We start from the raw sequence: 21,111 nt of genomic DNA on the forward strand, positions 1-21,111 counted from the left end.
ACGGCTCATGTCATGCGTCGTCAGTGGAACGCGGAGCGTCCCTGGCGGCATTCCCACGCAGAGCATGGGAACGATCAGAACGCGGACAGATCTGCAATCACGTCCCTATAAGGCCGTCTCGCTTTGGCGTATTTGATCGTTCACATCAAGAATGTAGAGGGTACATGTACACCTTGTAAGAGCCGCACCGCAGGCTCCTACATGGGTCATGCCGGCGTTTTGGCCCGCCGATGATCGGCGAAAAACGCCTTGCCCTTGCCGATCCGGTCCGACGCCTTGGGCATGTTCACCGCCTGGGTGTCCTGCGCATCGACATACCAATAGCAATGACTTACCGCCCGGGTAATGCCCACGTATGCAAGGCGCAGAATCTCGTCTTTCTGGGCATTGTCATAAGGCTCAGTGTCGCCAGCCTTGCCCAGGCCCGCCATACGGTACACCTGGTTTTTGTAGGGCGAACGGGTCAGGTGCTGGCAATCGCCGAGCAGGAATACCGCGTCAGCCTGTAGGCCCTTGGCGCTGTGATAGGTCAGTTGCTTGAGGCGTCGTGCTTCAAACGGCAAGCTAGAATCAACATTAAGTACAGGCTTAATATGTTGTTCTATCAATGACTTATCGCTACTTTTTCGATAAAGCATCAAGATTGAATCGCCTTTCCGATAGTGCTCCATCAAGCGCTCGGCCATCCCCTGATCGTCCCGGTCCAGCACATTGACCGGCAGCAAGGCCTTTGGCTCGCCACTGGCCTTGGCCTTCTTGCCCGCGATCGCAGGCGCGGCACGCACGATGTACTCGGCGGCGTCAATGATGTGCTGGTGGCTGCGATAATTGTCGCTGAGCATCACCTTGGTGGTGCTTGGCGACGAGAACGTCTTGTTGAACTCCATGAAATAGGTCGGCGAACTGCCACGCCAGCCGTAAATCGACTGCCAGTCATCGCCTACGCACAGCAATGAAGAATGCTGGGCGCCGCGCCCGACGTGCATCGCCGGCCCGCGACTGCGGATTTCGGCCAGGCTGGCACGGATCCACGAGACAATTTGCGGTGAAACGTCCTGGAACTCGTCGATCATCAAGTGCGACAGCGGCCGCAAGAGCTCGTCACTGAGCAGCTTGAGGTTTTCCGGGGAGTGTTCGCTAAACAGCGCGAACATGCGGTTGTAAGTCATGACCGGCGGTTTCTGGTCGAGCAAATGGTCTTCCAGGGCGCGCCAGTACAGACTCAAGGCCTCGAAGAAAAAGCGGTCCGGGTCATCCTTGGCAAAGCTCATCTGGCCCACAGCCGTCGGCACATCCAGGCCGAGGTTTTCAATGAACCCGGCGGCAGCGACAAAACAGTCCAGCAATGGCGCGGACGCCAGCTCTCCCTTGACCTTGTAATCGAAGCCAGGCCCGGCGCTGGCATCCCCCCCAAGGGACGCCAGCACACGCTTTGATGACTCGTAATTATCAAGCCATATCAATGGCTTACGACAGAAAGCTTGAAACAACGTGCGCTTTACCGCGGTTTCCGCACGCAACGTAAGCTTGGCATTTGGCCGGGTCAGTTGCGGATTTTCACCAGGGTCGAATCCCAGCACCACCCAAGCGTCCAGCGAGGCAATGTAACCGTGGCAGTGAAAGGTGCTGCCATTGATATCGAAAGCCTGGCGCTTGGGCTCTATGCCTTTGATCGGCCAGGCGCCAGCGCGAAACCACAAGTCTTCCACCAGGTCGCAGAGCTCTTCATCGCGTTTGGCCGCCAGTTCGGTGACGGCCATACGCTTCTGTACATCGGGGTGGTCGCGCTCCAGCTCCTTGAGTTGCAAAGCGTGGCGGGACAATGGCTTGATCAGCTCGCGAAAACGCTCATCGCGAGTGTGCAACGCGTGATAACAGGCATTGAGTTGCTGACGCTGGGCGTCATTGATGCGTAGATCGAAGGGGTTGCTGTCCACTTCGTCATCCGCGCCTTGCGCTCGGTGACTGAGGTTTTCGAAGGCTTGCAGCCGCTCGAAGCCCGGCAGGCTGCGAACCATCGGCAATATGCGCGAATGGAAGGTGCGCACCAGGTCACGCGCCTCGCGCACACCCAGTGCATGCCCCCAGAGCGCAAACAGCTCAATTAGTTTATTGATGAAGTCCTTGCGCGACTCACGAGTGAACGTCACCACGGTCATCGAGCTCAGTTCGAACCCCAGGTAGTGACTGAGCAGCAGGATACGCAGAACCAGCGTCGTCGACTTGCCCGCTCCCGCACCGGCAATCACCGACGTCGATGGCGTATCACTGAAGATCATTTTCCACTGCGCAGCGCTGGGCTGGGCGTGTGCCGGCAGCAACCGGGCGACGTCGGCTTTCATGCGTTTCTTCAGTTCGGCGGTCAATGGCAGGCGCCAATCGTCGAAAAGATGGACATCGATATTGGGTGGCCGGTGCTCGGTGCAGCGTGAGTCGCGAATCAGCAAGACTTGCCGGCCCTCTTCCAGGCCCTCGAGCTTGCCTTCTTTGTATCCGTAGTCCACCCCGGCGCTATGACCGCTACGAAAACCGTCTGCCTGACCGTGCAACCAAGACGCGCGGTGTTGTGCGCGCAGGCGCGTCAGGCCATGACCAAAAAAGCGCGCGGCCAGGCGCTTGAGCAATGGCATCTCGGCCAGCGGGCGAAGTTCAGGCGGAAGATCGGGGGTGTGTTGCGGCACGCGGACGGACTCCAGGGTGTGAGGCTGTTGAGGGCTATGGTGTCTGTATTTGCTTTTTAGTTCTAGTGAAATGCTTATGACTCATCGACTTATGGGCGATATTGAAGGCTGGATGAGACGCTTTCGAGCGCACTTCCTATCTAATTTATCGATTATTATGCGGCATTTTTTACGCTTTTTATCGATTGTTGCCTGATGGATGATGCCGGTCATCAACAACCGGTCTCGATTCGTGGCCAGGCCTTGCGCCCCATGACGAACCTTTCAGGAGACGATCATGCTTGAACTCAGACCTTTCAACTCGCTTGGCGGCGCTCACCATGGCTGGTTGGATGCTCATCACCACTTTTCGTTCGCCGAATACCATGACCCCAAGCGCATGAACTGGGGCAACTTGCGGGTATGGAACGATGACGTGATTGCCCCGGGCACCGGTTTCCCGCAGCACCCGCACCGGGACATGGAAATCATCACCTATGTCCGTGAAGGCGCAATTACTCACCAGGACAACCTGGGCAACAAGGGTCGCACTGAAGCGGGTGACGTTCAGGTGATGAGCGCCGGCACCGGCATTGCCCACAGCGAATACAACCTGGAAGCTACGCCGACCAAGATCTTTCAGATCTGGATCATTCCCAATGAATCCGGCCTGGCACCTTCCTGGGGCGCAAAGCCATTTCCCAAGGGCCAGCGCGAAGGTTTCGTTACCCTGGCCAGCGGTAAGCCCGGGGACGATCAAAGCCTGCGAATCCGCGCCGATGCGCGCCTGGTGGCGGCAAACCTGAAGGCCGGCGAAACCGCTGAGTATCGCCTGGAGAACGGTCGTCGCGCGTACCTGGTGCCGGCCACGGGTGTCATTGAAGTCAATGGCTTGCGTGCACAAGCTCGAGACGGTGTTGCGGTTGCCCAAGAGCAGGTGTTGCGGGTGACGGCTATCGAGGAAAGTGAGATCGTGTTGGTGGATCTGGCTTGATTCAGTAAATCGAACAAAAAAAGGGCGACCGTGGGAGGTCGCCCTTTTTTATTTGGCTGGAGTACAACGGTGTTCATGCTGCCTTCTTCGCGGGCAAGCTTCGCTCCACAGACACGTGACGCTCGCGAAGACGGCCATCAATCATTTCGCAGAAATAGCGCCATCTACAAGGGTCTGTGCCTCAGCGACCAACTGCTTGAGGTGGTCGTCGCTGACGAAGCTTTCCGCGTAGATCTTGTAGATATCCTCGGTCCCCGACGGACGCGCCGCGAACCAGCCATTTTCGGTCATGACCTTAAGGCCGCCAATGGCCTGGTCGTTACCCGGTGCATGGCTGAGAATGCTCTGGATCGGCTCACCCGCCAGTGTTGTCGAGGTGACCTGATCCGGTGACAGCTTGCTCAACAGGGCCTTTTGTTCCGGGTTGGCCTTGGCATCCACCCGTACCGAGAACGGCTCGCCCAGTTCATCGGTCAGCGCGCGGTAGGCCTGACTTGGGTCGCGACCGGTACGTGCAGTCATTTCAGCCGCCAGCAAGGCCGGGATCAGACCGTCCTTGTCCGTGCACCAGACGCTGCCGTCCTTGCGCAGGAACGAAGCCCCCGCGCTTTCTTCGCCACCAAAGCCCAGGGAGCCGTCGAACAGGCCATCGGCAAACCACTTGAAGCCCACAGGCACTTCGTACAGGCGGCGTCCCAGGCGCTTGGCCACGCGGTCGATCAAGCCGCTGCTGACCACGGTTTTACCCACCGCGGCATCGGCTCGCCAGTGCGGGCGGTTCTGGAACAGATAATCGATCGACACGGCCAGGTAGTTGTTCGGCGCCAGCAGGCCGCCAGAGGGAGTCACGATGCCATGGCGGTCGTGATCCGGGTCGCAGGCGAAGGCCACGTCGAAGCGCTCTTTCAGGCCGATCAGCCCCTGCATCGCGTGGCTGGACGATGGGTCCATGCGAATCTGGCCATCCCAGTCGACGGTCATGAAACGGAAAGTCGAGTCGACCTGCCGGTTCACCACGTCCAGGTCCAGGCGATAATGCTCGGCAATCGCCGACCAGTAGCGCACGCCCGCACCACCCAGGGGGTCAACACCCAAGCGTAGCTTGGCATCACGAATGGAGTCGAAATCGATCACGTTGATCAGGTCGGCGACATAGGTGTTGAGGTAGTCGTGGCGATGGGTGGTGCTGGCCTTCAGCGCCTGCTCGTAGCTGATGCGCTTGACCCCGGCGAGCTTGTTCGCCAACAGTTCGTTGGCCTTGGCTTCGATCCACTTGGTGATGTGGGTATCGGCCGGGCCGCCATTGGTCGGGTTGTATTTGTAGCCCCCGCTTTGCGGCGGGTTGTGGGACGGGGTGATGACGATGCCATCCGCCAGGCCAGAGGTACGGCCGCGGTTGTAGCACAGGATCGCATGGGAAACCGCTGGGGTCGGCGTGTATTCGTCACCCTCGGCGATCATCACCGTCACGCCATTGGCCGCCAGCACTTCCAGGGCGCTGGCACCCGCCGGCGTGGACAATGCGTGGGTGTCGATGCCGACGAACAAAGGGCCATTGATGCCCTGGGCCTCGCGATACAAGCAAATGGCCTGGCTGATTGCCAGGACGTGCCATTCGTTGAAACTCAAGTCGAACGAGCTGCCTCGGTGCCCGGACGTACCGAAGGCCACCCGCTGGGTCGAAATGGCGGCGTCGGGTTGGCCGGTGTAATAGGCCGTGACCAGTCGCGGGATGTCTACCAACAATTCTGCCGGTGCCGGTTTGCCCGCAAAAGGACTGAGTGTCATGCAATACCTCTGGAATAGAGTTCAGGAGTAGAAGCGGAGTTTACTGGCAGTTTGACCATAGCGCGATGCAGTTTATCCAGCGCTCGATGGAATCGTTCCATTGGCATCATTTTGCAAAGGGTCAATCAACGGCTTCAAGGCGCAAGGCGTCCCCCAGCAAGCCCAGCGCGGCGGCCAGTTCCTGGTCGCTGCCAACGCCATGGCTCAAGCGCAAGTGTTGCCCATGCAAGCCTTGCAGGCTGAACAACTCGCCGGGCGCAACGACCACCTGCTGCCTGAGCAATCGCTGAAACACCCGGCTCATATCGACCTGGCGCAACGAGCGCAGCCAGATCGTCGCCCCGCCCTGGGGCTCGACGAACTGCAACGCGTCACCCAGGCGCTCCTGGAGCATCCGGGCCATTTGCTCCTTGCCGTCCTTGAGGCGTCGGCGCAGTACCTGCAGGTGTTGATCGATGCGTCCGTTGCTGTACAAGCGGGCGATGGCTTTCTGGCGAATCGGCGACAAGCGAAAGGCGCGCAACAGGAATTGCCGTTGCAGCTCGCTGCTCATATGGCGCGAGAGCAGGTAGCCATAAGGGGCTTCCGGGCCGATGATCTTTTCGAACGTGGAAAACACCATCAAGCGCTCCGGGGCCAACAGATCGCGAAATCGCCGCTGATCGGGCTCAAACCCGAGTTCTCCATAACAATCGTTTTCCAGTACCCAACTGCCATACCGCTCCAGCAAGTTCGCGATCACCTGCCGGTTCTCATCGGGTGCCCTGCTGCCTCGGGGCATGTTCAGCCCGGACGACACCATCACCAGGCGTACCGGCTCGGCTTCCAGCAGGTCCCGAAGGCACTTGTCGTCCAGGCTACCGTCGCCCAGCAACGGCCATTCGATCACCTTCACACCGGCCGCCTGGAACAAGCGCAGTATCGCCCAGTCACAGGGCGACTCGACGACCACCGCGGCATCCTTGAGATCCAACACGACGATGAGGATTTCCAGCACGCCGCGCAGGTCAGCGCCAATGTAGACATCATCGGCATGCCAGCAGCGCACCGCAGAGGTGGTATAGCGCGCCGCCAATGCGGTACGCAGTTCCAGCTCGCCACAGGGCTGCGCAGACGGCTGTGGCTGGCGCGGGTATTGGCGCAGCAGTTCCCTTTCCAGCAGCAACAAGGGGCTGTCGAGCGGTTGCAGCAAGGCCGGCTCATCCGCGCTCAGGACCAGCATGGCGGGCAGGCGGGCGTTGACATACACACTCTCGAGCAAGTCGCTGCCATCGTAGAGCGTGCTGGTAGGGGCAACCGGCAACGCGTAGTAACCGGACTTGGCCACCGAATACACCCGCCCCTCCTTTTCCAGTAGCGCATAGGCATACTGGATGGTCGAGATCGAAACGCTCAGGCGCCCGGCCAGTTCACGCAAGGATGGTAGTCGTACCCGGCTGTCGCTGACGAGCTCGCTGATCAGGCAGGTCAAGTATCGGTAGACCGACTGATAGGCGAAATCGGTTTCACGTTGTCCTTTCATGGCAGGGGATCGCTTGCGTGGGGGTAGCGGTCACGCTCACTCGAAGAGGCCGGCAACATGCGCATGTTCAACGCCCTGCCGACCGTTCACCGGTCATCGACGCCTCGTCGCTTGCCTGCTCGGGTTCCGAGACAGGGCTGTGGGGCGGGCTCATCGACGTGGCCTCCTGCACCAACGGTTCCATGCGATACAACTTGCCGACCAGGCTGACAGGCAGGCCGCTGACATCGACTATCCACTGCAGGATCTGCTCCGCCACTGGATGCCCCTGCATGGCCCGATGCAACTCGGGCAAGGCCACGAGCATGCCCGGGTGACATTGGCGCAGGAAGCGCTCCAGTGACGCACCTTGCCCGATAAAAGGCGCAAACAGCAGGCACACCCATTGTGCCTCGTTCAGGCCAAGGCTCTGATAAGCCTCGTCGGCGATCAGTGCGCGCTGGCCGGCCAGCTTGTAGGGGTTGCCATATGCGCCGTCTGCCCGTTCACATAAGCGTTCCGATAGCTGGTTACGCCGCATCATCACCAAGGCGCGCTGCAGGTAGTGTGTAACACCTGCCAAGTACGTGCTGCCCTGGACGAAGCAGGATTGCAAACCCCGCAAGTGCGCCGAGACCGCCACACTGACATATTGATTTTCACCAAGATGAGCTGCCAGCTCATCGGGCTGATACCCGAGAAACTCGGTCAGTATCGGCCAACGCTCTTCAAGCTGGCTGACCAGCACGTCGTGGATATCGATGTAGGTCGTGCGGCGACAGGCCTCAAACTGTTCTGCCGGACGCCAGGCCTCCTGGCCGTAGCCTTCATAAAAGGCCTGATAACAGTCGCTGCCGAACTCATCAAGCAACATGAACAACCCGCCGTAATCCGCCGCCTCATGACGGTTCGACGATGCCAGACCAGCCTTGGCGGCCGCGCGCTTGAGCCCTTCGATGAACCGCTTCTGCTGGCGCGGTGAGTCGCCACTGACCAAGGCATCGACGCCATTGTTCCAGCGGGCGATCTGACCATGGAACTCGCCAGTGGCCAGGAAACTGTCGTCCCACAGCTCAAGCGGTCCGTCCACGACGCCACGATGGCCGATCAGTAGCAGGTTCATGCGGTTGGATTCACGTGCGGCGCGCGAGACCGGCGCGCGGTGATCGAACGCCAGCACTTCCCTGTTATCAACCATCAGCACATCGACCCGGGGATCGTCGTAGATGAACAAGGCGTTGTAGCTTCGATGGATGTTATCCAGTGCCAGCTGGCTCATGCCATTGAGCCGCAGGGTCGCCAAGCGCAGCTTGAATGTCGTGGGCGCGCGGGTGGCGATTGTCAACTGTGCGGCTCGCAGCAGTGCCAGGGTGTAGCAACTGTCCCGCGATCCGCACTGGACCACCAATACCTTGTAATTACCTATTCGATCCATTCCTCCGGCAGCCACGGCCAGGCGCTGGATCAACAACTGCAAAGCCGTGCGCTCGGCTCGTGAAAAAAAACTCAACAAGCGTTGCAGCACTTGTTGATAGACATTATTCATCGCCTGATCATGTATATGGCTCATTTCTATTTACCTGATATTCAAAAGTTCGACACAACGCAAACAACTTCACGCATAGCGCAAGGAATGCCCGAAGAGAGATTAATTACTGAACTTTATTACCAAATGCTAACAATAAAGTTTTTTGTCATCATTTGAAATAATTGATCACTGCAAGCCTGATAGGCCCGCAAGGACTGGCGCACAGTAGCTTGGCAGGGGTTTGTTGCGATTGCCTTCGGGATCCTAGGAAATTTCCGACAGCGTCCCACAGACATTTAATACAAAAAATGAGGAAAGTAGCTTCTCGTAATAATGTGCCGACCACGCAGAAAATCACTAGTTGTCGAATATGCGTCAACGACGCGCACTGAAAAGTGTCGGCAAGATACCTGGCCATGACTCATTCCTTGAGATGAAAGTAATCATGCAATTATCAGTACTTGGATGTTGATTAGAAGCTACAGATCGAGAGCAAAAACCGGTTCAGTTGCTGAACCGATCCACCTACAGGCCGGTGGAACGTCTCATGTGGGGAGGCAAAGCGCTAAAAACGCAAGAGTCCGTGCAGGCACGGACTCTTTTGCAGGGGTCAAGCAGGTTCGACTTGCAGCGCAACCCTTTCGCGGCATGGGCATTCGTCCATGTAGCGGTGCGCTTCGACAAACTCGGCGAATGGGAAAACCCGGGTCTTGAGCGGCAGCAACACGCGATCGGCGGTCAGTTGGTTAATGTCACGCAACGCACGTTGCAGCGCGACCTGGTCCTGGATGATGCCCAGTTCCGGCTTGCCGGTGAAATTGCCGATGCAGTGCACGAAGAACTGAATGTTCTTCTGGAACGCCGCACACGCCGGGAATGGTGTCTGGTTACCGCCCTGCAGGCCGTAGAGCACCAGGCTGCCGCGGGGCGCCAGGACATCACCGAGCAACGACATCTGCGGGCCACCCAAACCATCGAACACCACATCCACACCGCGGTTGTCGGTGATCTTGTTGATGCGCATCAACAGGTCTTCTTCCTCGGTGACGATGACTTTCTCGGCACCCAACGACAGCAGGTATTCACGCTCCTCCGCAGTTTTGGTCGCGGCGATCACTCGTACGCCCAAGGCTTTGCCCAGTTGCACGAACGAAGGGCCGGCGCAGTGGCTGGCGTCGGTGACCAGGGCGAATTGCCCCGGTTTGACCCGCGCCAGGTCGACATAACCAAAATAGGCAATCAACAGCGGCGTGTAATGCACGCTGGCTTCAATCGGGCTGAGCACGTCCGGGTAACGCGTTACCGACGAACGCGGCAGAACGATCAGTTCGCCGTAGACCGGATAATCGTTGGGGCTTTGGGCCGGGAAACTGGCAACCTTGTCACCGACCTCCAGGTCATCGACACCCTCACCGACGGCTGTGACGACACCGGCCATTTCCTGGCCGATACCGGCAGGCAGACGGGCGTGGGATGACGCCAGGTTTTGGCGCCAGAGGGTGTCATACCAGCTGATGCCAATGGCTTCGACGCGCACCTGCACTTCGCCCGGAGCAGGCAGAGCCGCCGCATGCTCTTCGCATTTGAGCACCTCGGCTGGACCAAACTTGTGAAAACGGATCGTGCGGGACATCGCAAACCTCGCCAATTGAACCTCTAATGCCTTGAACTCTAGCTGGGCTTTTAACCCAACACTATCAGTGGCTATTAATAGTCGACATGCCTGTCATTGATTCCGCAGCTGCAGCATCCTCGTCAAATGTCGTAGGAAACCAGAGCAGCCGATGTGGGAAAAATGAATTACTCGGTGCAGAGTACCAGCCTTTCCCCGTAATATTCCTGCTGGCCATTGTTCCCATATGGCCGCTCACGTCAAGTTTGCTGACTCTGCCAGGACTCAAGATGAATCGTAATGACCTGCGTCGTGTCGACCTGAACCTGTTGATCGTGTTCGAAACCCTGATGCACGAACGCAGTGTGACCCGCGCCGCGGAGAAGCTGTTCCTCGGCCAGCCCGCCATCAGTGCGGCGCTCTCGCGCTTGCGCGGGCTGTTCGACGACCCGTTGTTCGTGCGCACCGGCCGCAGCATGGAGCCGTCCGCACGCGCGGTCGAGATCTTCGCCCTACTCTCCCCGGCTCTGGATTCGATTTCCACCGCCGTCAGCCGTGCCGCCGAATTCGACCCCGCCACCAGCACCGCAGTATTTCGCATAGGGCTGTCGGACGACGTCGAATTCGCCCTGCTGCCCATGCTGCTCAAGCGCCTGCGCGCCGAATCGCCGGGGATCGTGCTGGTAGTGCGACGGGTCAACTACATATTGATGCCCAATTTGCTGGCCTCCGGAGAAATCTCCATTGGCGTCAGCTACACCACTGACCTGCCAGCCAATGCCAAGCGCAAAGTATTGCGCCGCAGTTCGCCAAAACTGCTGCGCGCCGACACCGTGCCCGGGCCCTTGAGCCTGGACGACTTCTGCGCGCGACCCCATGCACTGGTGTCGTTCGCCGGTGACCTGAGCGGCTTTATCGATGAAGAACTGGAAAAGCTCGGGCGCAAACGTCATGTGGTGTTGGCAGTGCCGCAATTCAACGGGCTGGGCACGCTGTTGAGCGGCACCGACATTGTGGCCACCGTGCCTGACTATACGGCCGATGCACTGACGGCGGCTGGTGGTGTACGGGCGGAAGATCCGCCGTTGCCGGTGCGTAGCTTTGAATTGCACATGGCTTGGCGCGGTTCCCAGGACAATGATCCGGGGGAGCGTTGGTTGAGATCGCGGATACAGATGTTTTTTGGAGATCCGGATAGTCTGGCCTGATCCAATTGATTTATCGAGGCTGATAGACTCTTCGCGAGCAGGCTCGCTCCCACGGCATTGCTTAAATCTAATGTGGGAGCGAGCCTGCTCGCGAATGGCCGCGACTCGATCCAAAGCAGACCATTGCCAATCTGGAAACACACAATTGCCATCAACCGGGTTGATCACCGCCTGACGCAAGGCGCAGGCTAGAGAGCTGCCCGGCTCTCTCCTATCATTCCGAATGATAGTTACCTTCGCCCCATTCGATTCGTGCGATACAACCCTGCCGAGCATCATTCGCCAATCTTAAATACATTGGCGGATGCATCCATGGAACAGTCACTCAAACATTTGCGCTTGCCGTTGGCCGTGTTGGCCGTAGTGGTGATGAGCGCTTGCGGCAAGACGCCAGAGACTGCCGCTACCCCTTCCGCGGCCAAGGTCAGCGTGGCCAAGGTGCTTGAGCAACCGGTCAACGAATGGGACGAATTCACCGGGCGCCTTGAGGCGCCGGAAACCGTAGAGATTCGTCCACGGGTATCGGGCCAGATCGATGAAGTGACGTTCACTGAAGGCGCCCTGGTCAAGAAAGGCGACCTGCTGTTCCAGATCGATCCGCGTCCGTTCCAGGCCGAGGTCCGTCGCCTCGAGGCCTTGGTGGCCCAGGCCCGCGCCAACGCCACCCGCAGCGAAAACGAAGCCCAGCGTGGCGAACGCCTGCGCACCAGCAATGCGATTTCCGCCGAGCTGGCCGATTCGCGCACCAGTGCTGCCCAAGAGGCTCGTGCCGCGGTCGGCGCCCTGCAAGCGCAGCTTGATCTGGCCAAATTGAACCTGAGTTTCACCCGCGTCACCGCCCCTATCAGCGGTCGCGTCAGCCGTGCGCAAATCACCGCCGGCAACCTGGTGACGGCGGACACCACCCCGCTGACCAGCGTGGTTTCCACCGACAAGGTCTACGCCTACTTCGATGCCGACGAGCGCGTGTTCCTCAAGTACACGCAGCTCGCCCGCCAGGGCAAACGCGGCGCCACCACCCCGGTGTACATGGGCCTGTCCAATGAAGACGGCAATCCACACCTGGGCCAGATGAACTTCGTCGACAACCAGGTCAACCCGAAAACCGGCACCATCCGTGGTCGCGCCGTATTCGACAACAGCGACGGCAGTTACACCCCTGGCCTTTACGCTCGCCTGAAACTGGTGGGCAGCGGCACCTACAACGCCATGTTGATCAACGATGAGGCGGTGGGCACGGACCTGGGCAAGAAGTTTGTGCTGGTGATGGATGCTGACAACAACACGGCTTATCGCGCCGTGGAGCTGGGGCCCAAAATCGAAGGCTTGCGCATCGTGCGTAACGGCCTGAACACGGGCGACACCATCATCGTCAAGGGCTTGCAGCGGGTACGCCCGGGTTCGCCGGTCACCCCTGAAGTGATCCCGATGGCCAGCGAGCAAACCCTCGCTGCCCTGGCCCAACAACGACAAGCGCTGGAAGCCAGCAACCTGCCCCAAGTCGCCCCTGCCAGGGTTGCGCCGGGTGCGGTTGTGAAAGTGGCTGCTGCGACCCCACGCGGTTAAGGGATAACGACTCCGATGAATTTTTCCCAATTTTTCATTTCACGGCCGATCTTCGCCGCGGTGCTGTCGCTGCTAATCCTGATCGCCGGTGCCATCTCGCTGTTCCAGCTGCCGATCAGCGAATACCCGGAAGTGGTGCCACCGACCGTTGTGGTCCGTGCCAACTTCCCGGGTGCAAACCCCAAAGTCATCGGTGAAACCGTGGCAGCTCCCCTGGAGCAAGCGATCACCGGCGTCGAGAACATGCTGTACATGTCCTCGCAGTCGACTGCCGACGGCAAGATCACCCTGACCATCACCTTCGCCCTGGGCACGGACCTGGACAACGCCCAGGTGCAGGTGCAGAACCGCGTGACCCGCACCGAACCGAAACTTCCCGAGGAAGTGACGCGCATTGGTATCACGGTGGACAAGGCATCGCCCGACCTGACGATGGTCGTGCACTTGACCTCGCCGGACAAACGCTACGACATGCTGTATCTGTCCAACTACGCGATCCTCAATATCAAGGATGAGCTGGCGCGCCTGGGCGGTGTCGGTGATGTGCAGCTGTTCGGCATGGGCGACTATTCGCTGCGCGTGTGGCTCGATCCGAACAAGACCGCTTCGCGCAACCTGACCGCCACCGACGTGGTAACCGCCATCCGTGAACAGAACCGCCAGGTGGCTGCCGGTGCCTTGGGTGCGCCGCCTGCGCCGAATGCGCAAAGCTTCCAGTTGTCGGTCAACACTCAGGGCCGCTTGGTCAATGAGGAAGAGTTCGAGAACATCATCATTCGCTCCGGCGACGATGGTGAAATCACTCGCCTCAAAGACATCGCTCGGGTTGAACTGGGCTCCAGCCAATACGCCCTGCGTTCGCTGCTGAACAACCAGCCGGCGGTGGCGATCCCGATCTTCCAGCGCCCGGGCTCCAATGCTATCGAGATCTCCAACGAAGTTCGGGCGAAAATGGCCGAGCTGAAGAAGAACTTCCCGGAAGGCATGGATTTCAGCATCGTCTATGACCCGACGATCTTCGTGCGCGGCTCCATCGAGGCGGTGGTCCACACCCTGTTCGAAGCGCTGATCCTCGTGGTGCTGGTGGTGATCCTGTTCCTGCAGACCTGGCGCGCCTCGATCATTCCGCTGGTGGCGGTGCCGGTCTCGCTGATCGGTACCTTTGCCGTGATGCATCTATTCGGCTTCTCGTTGAACGCGTTGTCGCTGTTTGGCCTGGTGTTGGCGATTGGTATCGTGGTGGACGATGCGATCGTGGTGGTGGAAAACGTCGAGCGTAATATCGAGCTCGGGCTGACCCCGGTCGAAGCCACCAAGCGCGCCATGCGTGAAGTGACCGGCCCCATCATTGCCACGGCGCTGGTGCTGTGTGCGGTGTTTGTTCCGGCAGCGTTCATCTCGGGCTTGACCGGCCAGTTCTACAAGCAGTTCGCCCTGACCATCGCGATTTCGACGGTGATCTCGGCCTTCAACTCCCTGACCCTGTCGCCCGCCCTGGCCGCTGTGTTGCTCAAGGGTCATGACGCGCCGAAAGACCGTTTCTCCAAGGTCCTGGACAAGCTGTTCGGTGGCTGGTTGTTCCGTCCGTTCAACCGCTTCTTTGAAAAAGCCAGCCATGGTTATGTTGGTACCGTTGCCCGCGTGATCCGCTCCAGCGGCATCGCCCTGCTGCTGTACGCCGGCCTGATGGTGCTGACGTTCTTCGGTTTCTCCAGCACCCCGACCGGTTTCGTACCCGGCCAAGACAAGCAATACCTGGTGGCGTTCGCTCAATTGCCGGATGCGGCGAGCCTGGACCGCACCGAAGACGTGATCAAGCGCATGTCCGACCTGGCCCTGAAACAGCCTGGCGTGGAAAGTGCGGTGGCCTTCCCTGGCCTGTCGATCAACGGTTTCACCAACAGCCCGAACGCCGGCATCGTGTTCGTGACCCTCAAGCCGTTCGACGAGCGCAAAGACCCGAGCATGTCCGCCGGTGCGATTGCCGGTGCCTTGAACGGGCAGTTCGCCGGGATCCAGGAAGCCTACATGGCGATCTTCCCGCCGCCACCGGTACAAGGCCTGGGCACCATCGGCGGTTTCCGCCTGCAGATCGAAGACCGGGGCAACCTGGGCTACGAAGAGCTGTACAAGGAAACCATGAACATCATCGCCAAGAGCCACAACGTTCCGGAACTGGCCGGGTTGTTCACCAGCTACACGGTGAACGTGCCTCAGGTCGATGCCGCCATCGACCGGGAGAAAGCCAAGACCCACGGCGTGGCCGTCAGCGACATCTTCGACACCCTGCAGATCTACCTGGGTTCGCTGTATGCCAACGACTTCAACCGCTTTGGTCGCACCTATCAGGTCAACGTTCAGGCAGAACAACAGTTCCGCCTCGAATCCGACCAGATCGGCCAACTCAAGGTGCGCAACAACAGGGGCGAGATGATCCCGCTGGCGACCTTCATCAAGGTCAGTGACACCTCGGGCCCCGATCGTGTGATGCACTACAACGGCTTCATCACCGCTGAAATCAACGGTGCCGCAGCCCCCGGCTACAGCTCCGGCCAGGCGGAAAAAGCCATCGAGAAACTGCTCAAGGAAGAACTGCCCAACGGCATGACCTACGAATGGACTGACTTGACCTACCAGCAGATCCTGTCCGGCAACACCGCACTGTTCGTGTTCCCGCTCTGCGTGCTGCTGGCGTTCCTGGTGCTGGCGGCCCAATACGAAAGCTGGAGCCTGCCACTGGCGGTGATCCTGATCGTCCCGATGACCCTGCTGTCAGCCATTACCGGTGTGATTGCTTCGGGAGGCGACAACAACATCTTCACCCAGATCGGCTTGATCGTACTGGTGGGACTGGCCTGTAAGAACGCGATCCTGATCGTCGAGTTTGCCAAGGATAAACAGCTCGAAGGCATGAACCCGCTGGCGGCGGTACTGGAAGCGTGCCGCCTGCGTCTGCGGCCAATCCTGATGACCTCCTTTGCATTCATCATGGGTGTGGTACCCCTGGTGTTCTCCAGCGGTGCCGGTGCCGAGATGCGTCACGCCATGGGTGTAGCGGTGTTCTCCGGGATGCTCGGGGTGACCTTCTTCGGCCTGCTGCTGACGCCGGTGTTCTACGTATTGATTCGCAACTTTGTCGAGCGTGGTCAAGCGCGCAAAGCCGCCCGTGCCCTGAAGCTGGAGTCGCATTGATGAGTTTGAAAGCTTTCCTGCCAAGCCTGCTGGTACTGGCGCTGAGCGCCTGTGCCGTCGGCCCGGACTATAAAACCCAAGCCCTTGAACCGGCCAACATCACCACGGCCACGCAGGGCGCAGCCGGCCAGAAGAACTTCGACCGTTCGCGGTTCGAAGGCATCTGGTGGCAGCAGTTCGAAGACCCGACCCTCAACCAGTTGGTGAGCGAGTCCCTCAAGGGCAACCGTGACCTGCGTGTCGCCTTCGCTCGCTGGAAAGCGGCCCGGGCGATCCGCGATGACGTCAGCAATGACGCCATGCCGACGATCACCAGCCGGGTCAGCAGTGACTTGGGCAAAGGGCAGATTCCTGGCGAGACCACCGACCGTGTCAACAGCGAACGCTATGACCTGGGGCTGGACATGGCCTGGGAGATCGACCTGTTCGGCCGCATCCAGCGCAACCTGGAGTCGGCGGATGCCGAGCAACAGGCACTCGAGGCTGATTTGTACCAGCTGCAAGTGACCATGATCGCCGAACTGGTGGATGCCTATGGTCAGCTGCGCGGTGCACAACTGCGGGAAAAAATTGCCCTGGCCAACCTGAACAACCAACAGGAGTCGCGCAAGATCACCATCAGCCTGCGGGATGCCGGCGTCGGCGACCAGCTTGATGTGGAACGTGCCGATGCGCGCCTGGCTTCGGTCGAAGCCAGCGTGCCGCAGTTGCAGGCCGAGCAGGTGCGACAGAAAAACCGTATCGCCACCCTGCTGGGCCAGCGCCCGGACAAGTTGACCGTGGACCTGGGCCCGAAAGACTTGCCGGCGATTGCCAAGGCCTTGCCGATCGGTGATCCCGCCGAGTTGTTGCAACGCCGTCCGGACATCCTCAGCGCCGAGCGCAAACTGGCGTCGGCCACGGCGCGCATTGGCGTGGCGAAAGCCGACTTGTTTCCACGGGTGAGCCTCAGCGGCTTCCTCGGCTGGACCGCCGGACGTGGCTCGCAGATCGGTTCCTCGGCGGCCAACGCCTGGGCACTGGGCCCGAGCATCACCTGGGCGGCGTTTGACCTGGGCAGTGTAAAGGCCCGCATACGCGGCGCCGACGCCGATGCCGAAGGCGCCCTGGCGACTTACGAGCAGCAAGTGTTGCTGGCCCTGGAAGAGTCGGAAAACGCCTTTAGCGACTACGGCAAACGCCAGCAGCGACTGATTTCGCTGATTCGCCAGAGCGAATCGAGCCGTTCAGCCGCCGACCTCGCCGAAATCCGCTACCGCGAGGGCACCGCCGACTTCCTCGTGCTGCTCGATGCCCAGCGTGAACGCCTGGCGGCCGAAGACACCCAGGCCCAGGCCGAAGTCGACCTGTACCGCGGCATCGTGGCGATCTACAAGGCCCTCGGTGGCGGCTGGCAACCAGAGACGGTTGTAGGAGCGAGCATGCTCGCGAAAAACCCGAGGGCGCCGTTGGGCACCTGATTTAACGCATTGTCGTCGGAACGCCGCCCCGAGCAATACAGAGCTCCTTTGGTTGGCCGCAACCAACCAATTTTTTGCCCCGCGCCCCATTCGGTCGCGGGGCTTTTTTTACCCATCCAGCAGACAACACCCCACTGTAGGAGCTGCCGAAGGCTGCGATCTTTTGATCTTGCTTTTCAAAATCAAAAGATCGCAGCCTTCGGCAGCTCCTACAGGGGTCAGCGGTGATCTTGGGCGTTGTGGTTCTCCCGAACCGTCACGGTAGCCGTTGTACCGGCGCGCAATTTGTCTCTACGGGCATAGTCGTCGTCAATCCTGATCCGCACCGGCACCCGCTGCGCCAACTTGACCCAGGTGTAGCTGGGGTTGATGTTCGCCAGCAAGCGGCCGCCCGGCAGGTTTTCCCGGTCGGCAATGGCGAAGGCGATGCTTTGCACAGTGCCACCGAAACGTTCGCCGCTCATCAACTCGATGTCGACCCGATCACCCTCGCCGATCCGCGGCAGTTTGGTTTCTTCGAAATAGCCGCTGACGTAAAACGAATCGCTGTCCACCAGGGCCACCAGTGGACCGCCTGCGGTGGCGTAGTCGCCCTGGCGGGTCAGCAGGTTGGTGACGTAGCCACTGATCGGCGAGACGACGCGGGTGCGTTCCAGGTCGTGTTCGGCCTCGGCCAGTGCGGCGATCGCCAGTTGCACATTAGCCTGGGCAAACCCCAGGTTGGCCTGGTTGCGCAGCAAATCGGCCTGGGCCACCGAGACATCGGTGCTGGATTTTTCCCACTCTTCGCCGGAAATCGCCGAGCGTTCCTTGAGGGTCCGCCGGCGCCGCTCCTCGCTCTGGCGCTGCTTGAGCAGGGCCTGGCTGGCAACGATGGTTGCCTCGGATTGCCCCAGTGAAGCCTTCGCCACCTCCACCGAACGCTTGGCGTGCTCCACCGCCAGGGCGTAGCGTGAAGGATCTATTTCCAGCAGCAACTGGTCCTTCTGCACATGTTGGTTATCCTGCACGCCGAGGCTGACGATGCGTCCCGCGACATCGGCGGACAAGGTCACCACATCGGCACGCACTCGTGCGTCGCGGGTCCAGGGTGCGCGGGTGTAGTGCTCCCAGGCAAACCAGCCGAGCACGAAAGCCAGCACCACTACCGCGACCGTGGTGAGATGGGCAAGGATCTTCTTCACGGCATCAGGCTCCCATCACCAGGATCAACGTCGCGCACACGCAGACGTACAACGCGCCTTCGAACAAGGCTTCATGCCAGACGAACTGCAACACCCCGAGACGCCGCAGGATCCAGTCCAGCACCAGGAAAACCGGTACCCCCAGCAGCAACGCCTGGGCGATCGGTGGCAGGTAGACGCCGCCTATTTCCAGATCAATGGGCAAGCTCGGGTACTCCCTGCAAGGTGGCGGGTTCGAAGTGGCGACGGTGGCGTTCCAGGAACGAGACCACGATCAACAGCGCCACGCGCATGCGAAACACCGACCAGAGGTGTTCATGAACACTGGAATGCAGCGCGTCCAGGTCATCGCCCAAGGCGTGCAAGCTGTCGAGCACGTGGTCCACTCCAATGTCGCGCCGACCGGCCACCAGCCTCCCGGTTTCTCGCACCGTGGCGAATAATCGACGTTGCAACCCCGGGCTGAGCAATGCGTTGTTCTGCCCCTGTTGCCGCAGTTGGTTCAAGGCGATGCCCAGCGCCATGCAACCCAGGCTGACATCGAACAGGTCACGCGATGGCTTGTCCTCGATGGCGGGCAACAGTCCCAGCATCATGGTCAGGCGGTCGACCATACGACTCTCGAAGGCGAACTGGTTTTCATCGGTGGCGGGGGTTTTCAGCAAGGCGTAGACCTGCTCGCAGTTCTCCTTGAACAAGCGGCGAATCCGCAGCACAGGCCTGAAGGGGAAGATCAGGGCATAGACACTCAACGCCAGTGTCGCGGCGCACACATAAGCGCCCGCAAACTCGAACCACTGGATGGCGCTGTTTTGGCCTGTGCCGGTGTTTTGCGGGCCCAACAACAGGCACGTCATCAACCCCAGGCCAATCCCCGTGCCCGTCGTGGCCGGGCTGGACAACCCCACGGCGACCGCGTACAGCAAGGGCGCCAGCAGCAGCGCCAGGAGCTCGAAACTGCTGATCATCGGGACCAGCGCGAACTGCAGCACCGCCGACAGCACCAATGCCATCGCCAGCCCCCGGGCATAGCTCTGGGCAGCCAGCAGTGGCCGGGGAAACGTCGCCATCAGCGAACACAGAATCCCCACCACGACCATCCCGCCCCGCGCGCCGTCCCATCCCGTTTCGATCCAGATCAGCCCGGCCACCATCAGTGCGCAATAAGCGCGGATGGCATTCATCGTCGCCAGGGTGAAGTCCAGGTGCAGAGGGTTGGCCTGGCCACGAAAAACGCTACTGGCCTTGCGCCCGTTCTGGATCACATCGCTCAACTCCAAAATCATTTCAAGCTGCTGCAGCATGCGCGCCTGTTCCCAGCGTAAGGACCAGGACAGCGAGCGCAAAGTGGCCTTCAAGGGCTCGATCAATTGCTCCGAGCGGTACGCCAGTGCATCGAAACGCTGTTGCAACGCAGCAAACTGGCGCCGCTGCTCACCAGGTATCGCGCGCCCCTGCCGGGCCAGTTCGTCGAGCAAGACCAATTCTTCGGCGAGCAGTTGCTGTATTTCCCCGGGGAGCTCACCTTCCCAGCGTTCGAGCAACAGTTCGCGCTGGTGGCGCAAGGCGGTGAGTCTTGCCGTCAGCAGCACCAGTTGGTTGCCGAGCAATTGCACCAGGTCGTCGGCGCTGCGCAAGCGCGGCGCGTCGTAATAAAGGTGCCGACGCACGCCCTCCAGCGCGCTGATCTGCCCCAGCAACTGCATTTGCCGACGGTGGAAGTCTTCCTCGCTTTCCTCGGTACGAATAACGGCGCTGGCATGGGTTGCCAGCAGCTTGATCACCTGGTCGATCCTGTCGAAATACTCCTTGGCCACGGCCTCCGGGCGCGCGGTCAGCAGGCTCACGACGCAGACGCAGGCCACTGCCAGCAACGTCTCGGTCACGCGGGTCACGGCCAGCAGGAAGGTCCCGTCCTGATCGGGAACCGCCAACAGCCCCACGACCACCGCCGTGTAGCCGCTGAGGACAAACGCCTGGGAACTGGTATAGCGCAACAAGGTGCCACCGGCGGTGCACAACGCCAGCCACAGCGACAAGGTCATGATGAAAGGCAGCGGCGCCTGGGGGAATAGCGCCATGATTACCACGGCCACTGCCGCTCCCAGGGTGGTTCCGATGACCTGACCGAAACTGCGGGCCAGCACCATGCCGGCCAGGGGCTGGCTGATGATGACCACGGCCATGATCGACCACTTGGGCTGTTCGAGGTCGAATACGAACGCCAGATAGAGAGTCAACAGCCCGGCTGCAATGGTTCTCAAGGCGAACAGCAGCACCCCGCGCCCGGGGTTGAGCATCGCCTTGAAGTATTGCAGCAGCGCTTGCATGGGAATGCCTGTCCAATCCACTCCAGCAAGCGTAGTCATAGCCGCGAGGTCTGGACAGGTTTGAGTATCGCAGTCAGGGTTTGACTCC

The 21,111-nt window shown here is 60.2% G+C and carries 13 protein-coding genes; 5 read left to right on the plus strand and 8 right to left on the minus strand.

Annotated elements, in window-relative coordinates:
- Positions 1 to 206: 206 nt before the first annotated feature.
- Positions 207 to 2,681, minus strand: coding sequence for a UvrD-helicase domain-containing protein (locus tag AC3WWR_RS07765; protein ID WP_020797102.1), 2,475 nt, complete (start codon positions 2,679 to 2,681; stop codon positions 207 to 209).
- Positions 2,682 to 2,958: 277 nt separating this feature from the next.
- On the opposite strand from AC3WWR_RS07765, the gene AC3WWR_RS07770 reads away from it, so the two are divergent.
- Complete coding sequence (locus tag AC3WWR_RS07770; RefSeq protein WP_492598617.1) at positions 2,959 to 3,654, plus strand: pirin family protein; 696 nt, start codon at positions 2,959 to 2,961, stop codon at positions 3,652 to 3,654.
- 141 nt (positions 3,655 to 3,795) lie between these two features.
- On the opposite strand, the gene pgm is transcribed toward AC3WWR_RS07770, so the two are convergent.
- The 4 genes from pgm to AC3WWR_RS07790 form a co-directional block, all read right to left on the minus strand.
- Entirely contained in the window at positions 3,796 to 5,442 is a 1,647-nt protein-coding gene (pgm, locus tag AC3WWR_RS07775; RefSeq protein ID WP_168758191.1) for a phosphoglucomutase (alpha-D-glucose-1,6-bisphosphate-dependent), read from the minus strand.
- Positions 5,443 to 5,563: 121 nt separating this feature from the next.
- Positions 5,564 to 6,964 carry an aminotransferase-like domain-containing protein gene (locus AC3WWR_RS07780; RefSeq protein ID WP_020797106.1) on the minus strand — a complete coding sequence of 467 codons (1,401 nt, stop codon included), beginning with the start codon at positions 6,962 to 6,964 and terminating at the stop codon, positions 5,564 to 5,566.
- A gap of 67 nt (positions 6,965 to 7,031) precedes the next feature.
- Entirely contained in the window at positions 7,032 to 8,513 is a 1,482-nt protein-coding gene (locus AC3WWR_RS07785; RefSeq protein ID WP_033043565.1) for a hypothetical protein, read from the minus strand.
- A gap of 568 nt (positions 8,514 to 9,081) precedes the next feature.
- The gene (locus AC3WWR_RS07790; RefSeq protein WP_020797108.1) at positions 9,082 to 10,104 is read right to left on the minus strand and encodes a zinc-dependent alcohol dehydrogenase family protein; all 1,023 of its coding nucleotides are present in this window, start codon (positions 10,102 to 10,104) and stop codon (positions 9,082 to 9,084) included.
- A gap of 269 nt (positions 10,105 to 10,373) precedes the next feature.
- On the opposite strand from AC3WWR_RS07790, the gene AC3WWR_RS07795 reads away from it, so the two are divergent.
- The 4 genes from AC3WWR_RS07795 (at position 10,374) to AC3WWR_RS07810 (ending at position 17,509) form a co-directional block, all read left to right on the plus strand.
- Positions 10,374 to 11,291 (plus strand): LysR family transcriptional regulator, encoded by a 918-nt coding sequence (locus AC3WWR_RS07795; protein ID WP_020797109.1) that lies wholly within the window; start codon positions 10,374 to 10,376, stop codon positions 11,289 to 11,291.
- A gap of 312 nt (positions 11,292 to 11,603) precedes the next feature.
- On the plus strand, positions 11,604 to 12,857 hold the full coding sequence (gene mexE, locus AC3WWR_RS07800) for a multidrug efflux RND transporter periplasmic adaptor subunit MexE (protein WP_020797110.1): 1,254 nt from the start codon (positions 11,604 to 11,606) through the stop codon (positions 12,855 to 12,857).
- A gap of 15 nt (positions 12,858 to 12,872) precedes the next feature.
- On the plus strand, positions 12,873 to 16,049 hold the full coding sequence (locus AC3WWR_RS07805; protein ID WP_020797111.1) for an efflux RND transporter permease subunit: 3,177 nt from the start codon (positions 12,873 to 12,875) through the stop codon (positions 16,047 to 16,049).
- Positions 16,049 to 17,509, plus strand: coding sequence for an efflux transporter outer membrane subunit (locus AC3WWR_RS07810; protein WP_083349150.1), 1,461 nt, complete (start codon positions 16,049 to 16,051; stop codon positions 17,507 to 17,509). Before AC3WWR_RS07805 ends, AC3WWR_RS07810 begins: the two co-directional genes overlap by 1 nt.
- A 218-nt stretch (positions 17,510 to 17,727) precedes the next feature.
- Here AC3WWR_RS07810 and AC3WWR_RS07815 read toward each other — a convergent pair whose 3' ends face one another.
- Genes AC3WWR_RS07815 through AC3WWR_RS07825 form a run of 3 tightly spaced genes read right to left on the minus strand, consistent with a single transcriptional unit; the run spans position 17,728 to position 21,023 of the window.
- Positions 17,728 to 18,693, minus strand: a complete 966-nt coding sequence (locus AC3WWR_RS07815) for an HlyD family secretion protein (RefSeq protein WP_492598618.1) — start codon at positions 18,691 to 18,693, stop codon at positions 17,728 to 17,730.
- 4 nt (positions 18,694 to 18,697) lie between these two features.
- The gene (locus tag AC3WWR_RS07820; protein WP_008061285.1) at positions 18,698 to 18,898 is read right to left on the minus strand and encodes a DUF1656 domain-containing protein; all 201 of its coding nucleotides are present in this window, start codon (positions 18,896 to 18,898) and stop codon (positions 18,698 to 18,700) included.
- Complete coding sequence (locus tag AC3WWR_RS07825) at positions 18,888 to 21,023, minus strand: FUSC family protein (RefSeq protein WP_492598619.1); 2,136 nt, start codon at positions 21,021 to 21,023, stop codon at positions 18,888 to 18,890. Before AC3WWR_RS07825 ends, AC3WWR_RS07820 begins: the two co-directional genes overlap by 11 nt.
- Positions 21,024 to 21,111: the final 88 nt, after the last annotated feature.

It is taken from the genome of Pseudomonas sp. EB271-G4-1 (genome assembly GCF_058791355.1).

Bases quoted from the DNA above. Each gene is read 5' to 3' on its own strand.
- AC3WWR_RS07770 (WP_492598617.1), top strand. From the start codon at position 2,959: ATGCTTGAACTCAGACCTTTCAACTCGCTTGGCGGCGCTCACCATGGC.
- pgm (WP_168758191.1), bottom strand. From the start codon at position 5,442: ATGACACTCAGTCCTTTTGCGGGCAAACCGGCACCGGCAGAATTGTTG.
- AC3WWR_RS07780 (WP_020797106.1), bottom strand. From the start codon at position 6,964: ATGAAAGGACAACGTGAAACCGATTTCGCCTATCAGTCGGTCTACCGA.
- AC3WWR_RS07785 (WP_033043565.1), bottom strand. From the start codon at position 8,513: ATGAGCCATATACATGATCAGGCGATGAATAATGTCTATCAACAAGTG.
- AC3WWR_RS07790 (WP_020797108.1), bottom strand. From the start codon at position 10,104: ATGTCCCGCACGATCCGTTTTCACAAGTTTGGTCCAGCCGAGGTGCTC.
- AC3WWR_RS07795 (WP_020797109.1), top strand. From the start codon at position 10,374: ATGAATCGTAATGACCTGCGTCGTGTCGACCTGAACCTGTTGATCGTG.
- mexE (WP_020797110.1), top strand. From the start codon at position 11,604: ATGGAACAGTCACTCAAACATTTGCGCTTGCCGTTGGCCGTGTTGGCC.
- AC3WWR_RS07805 (WP_020797111.1), top strand. From the start codon at position 12,873: ATGAATTTTTCCCAATTTTTCATTTCACGGCCGATCTTCGCCGCGGTG.
- AC3WWR_RS07810 (WP_083349150.1), top strand. From the start codon at position 16,049: ATGAGTTTGAAAGCTTTCCTGCCAAGCCTGCTGGTACTGGCGCTGAGC.
- AC3WWR_RS07825 (WP_492598619.1), bottom strand. From the start codon at position 21,023: ATGCAAGCGCTGCTGCAATACTTCAAGGCGATGCTCAACCCCGGGCGC.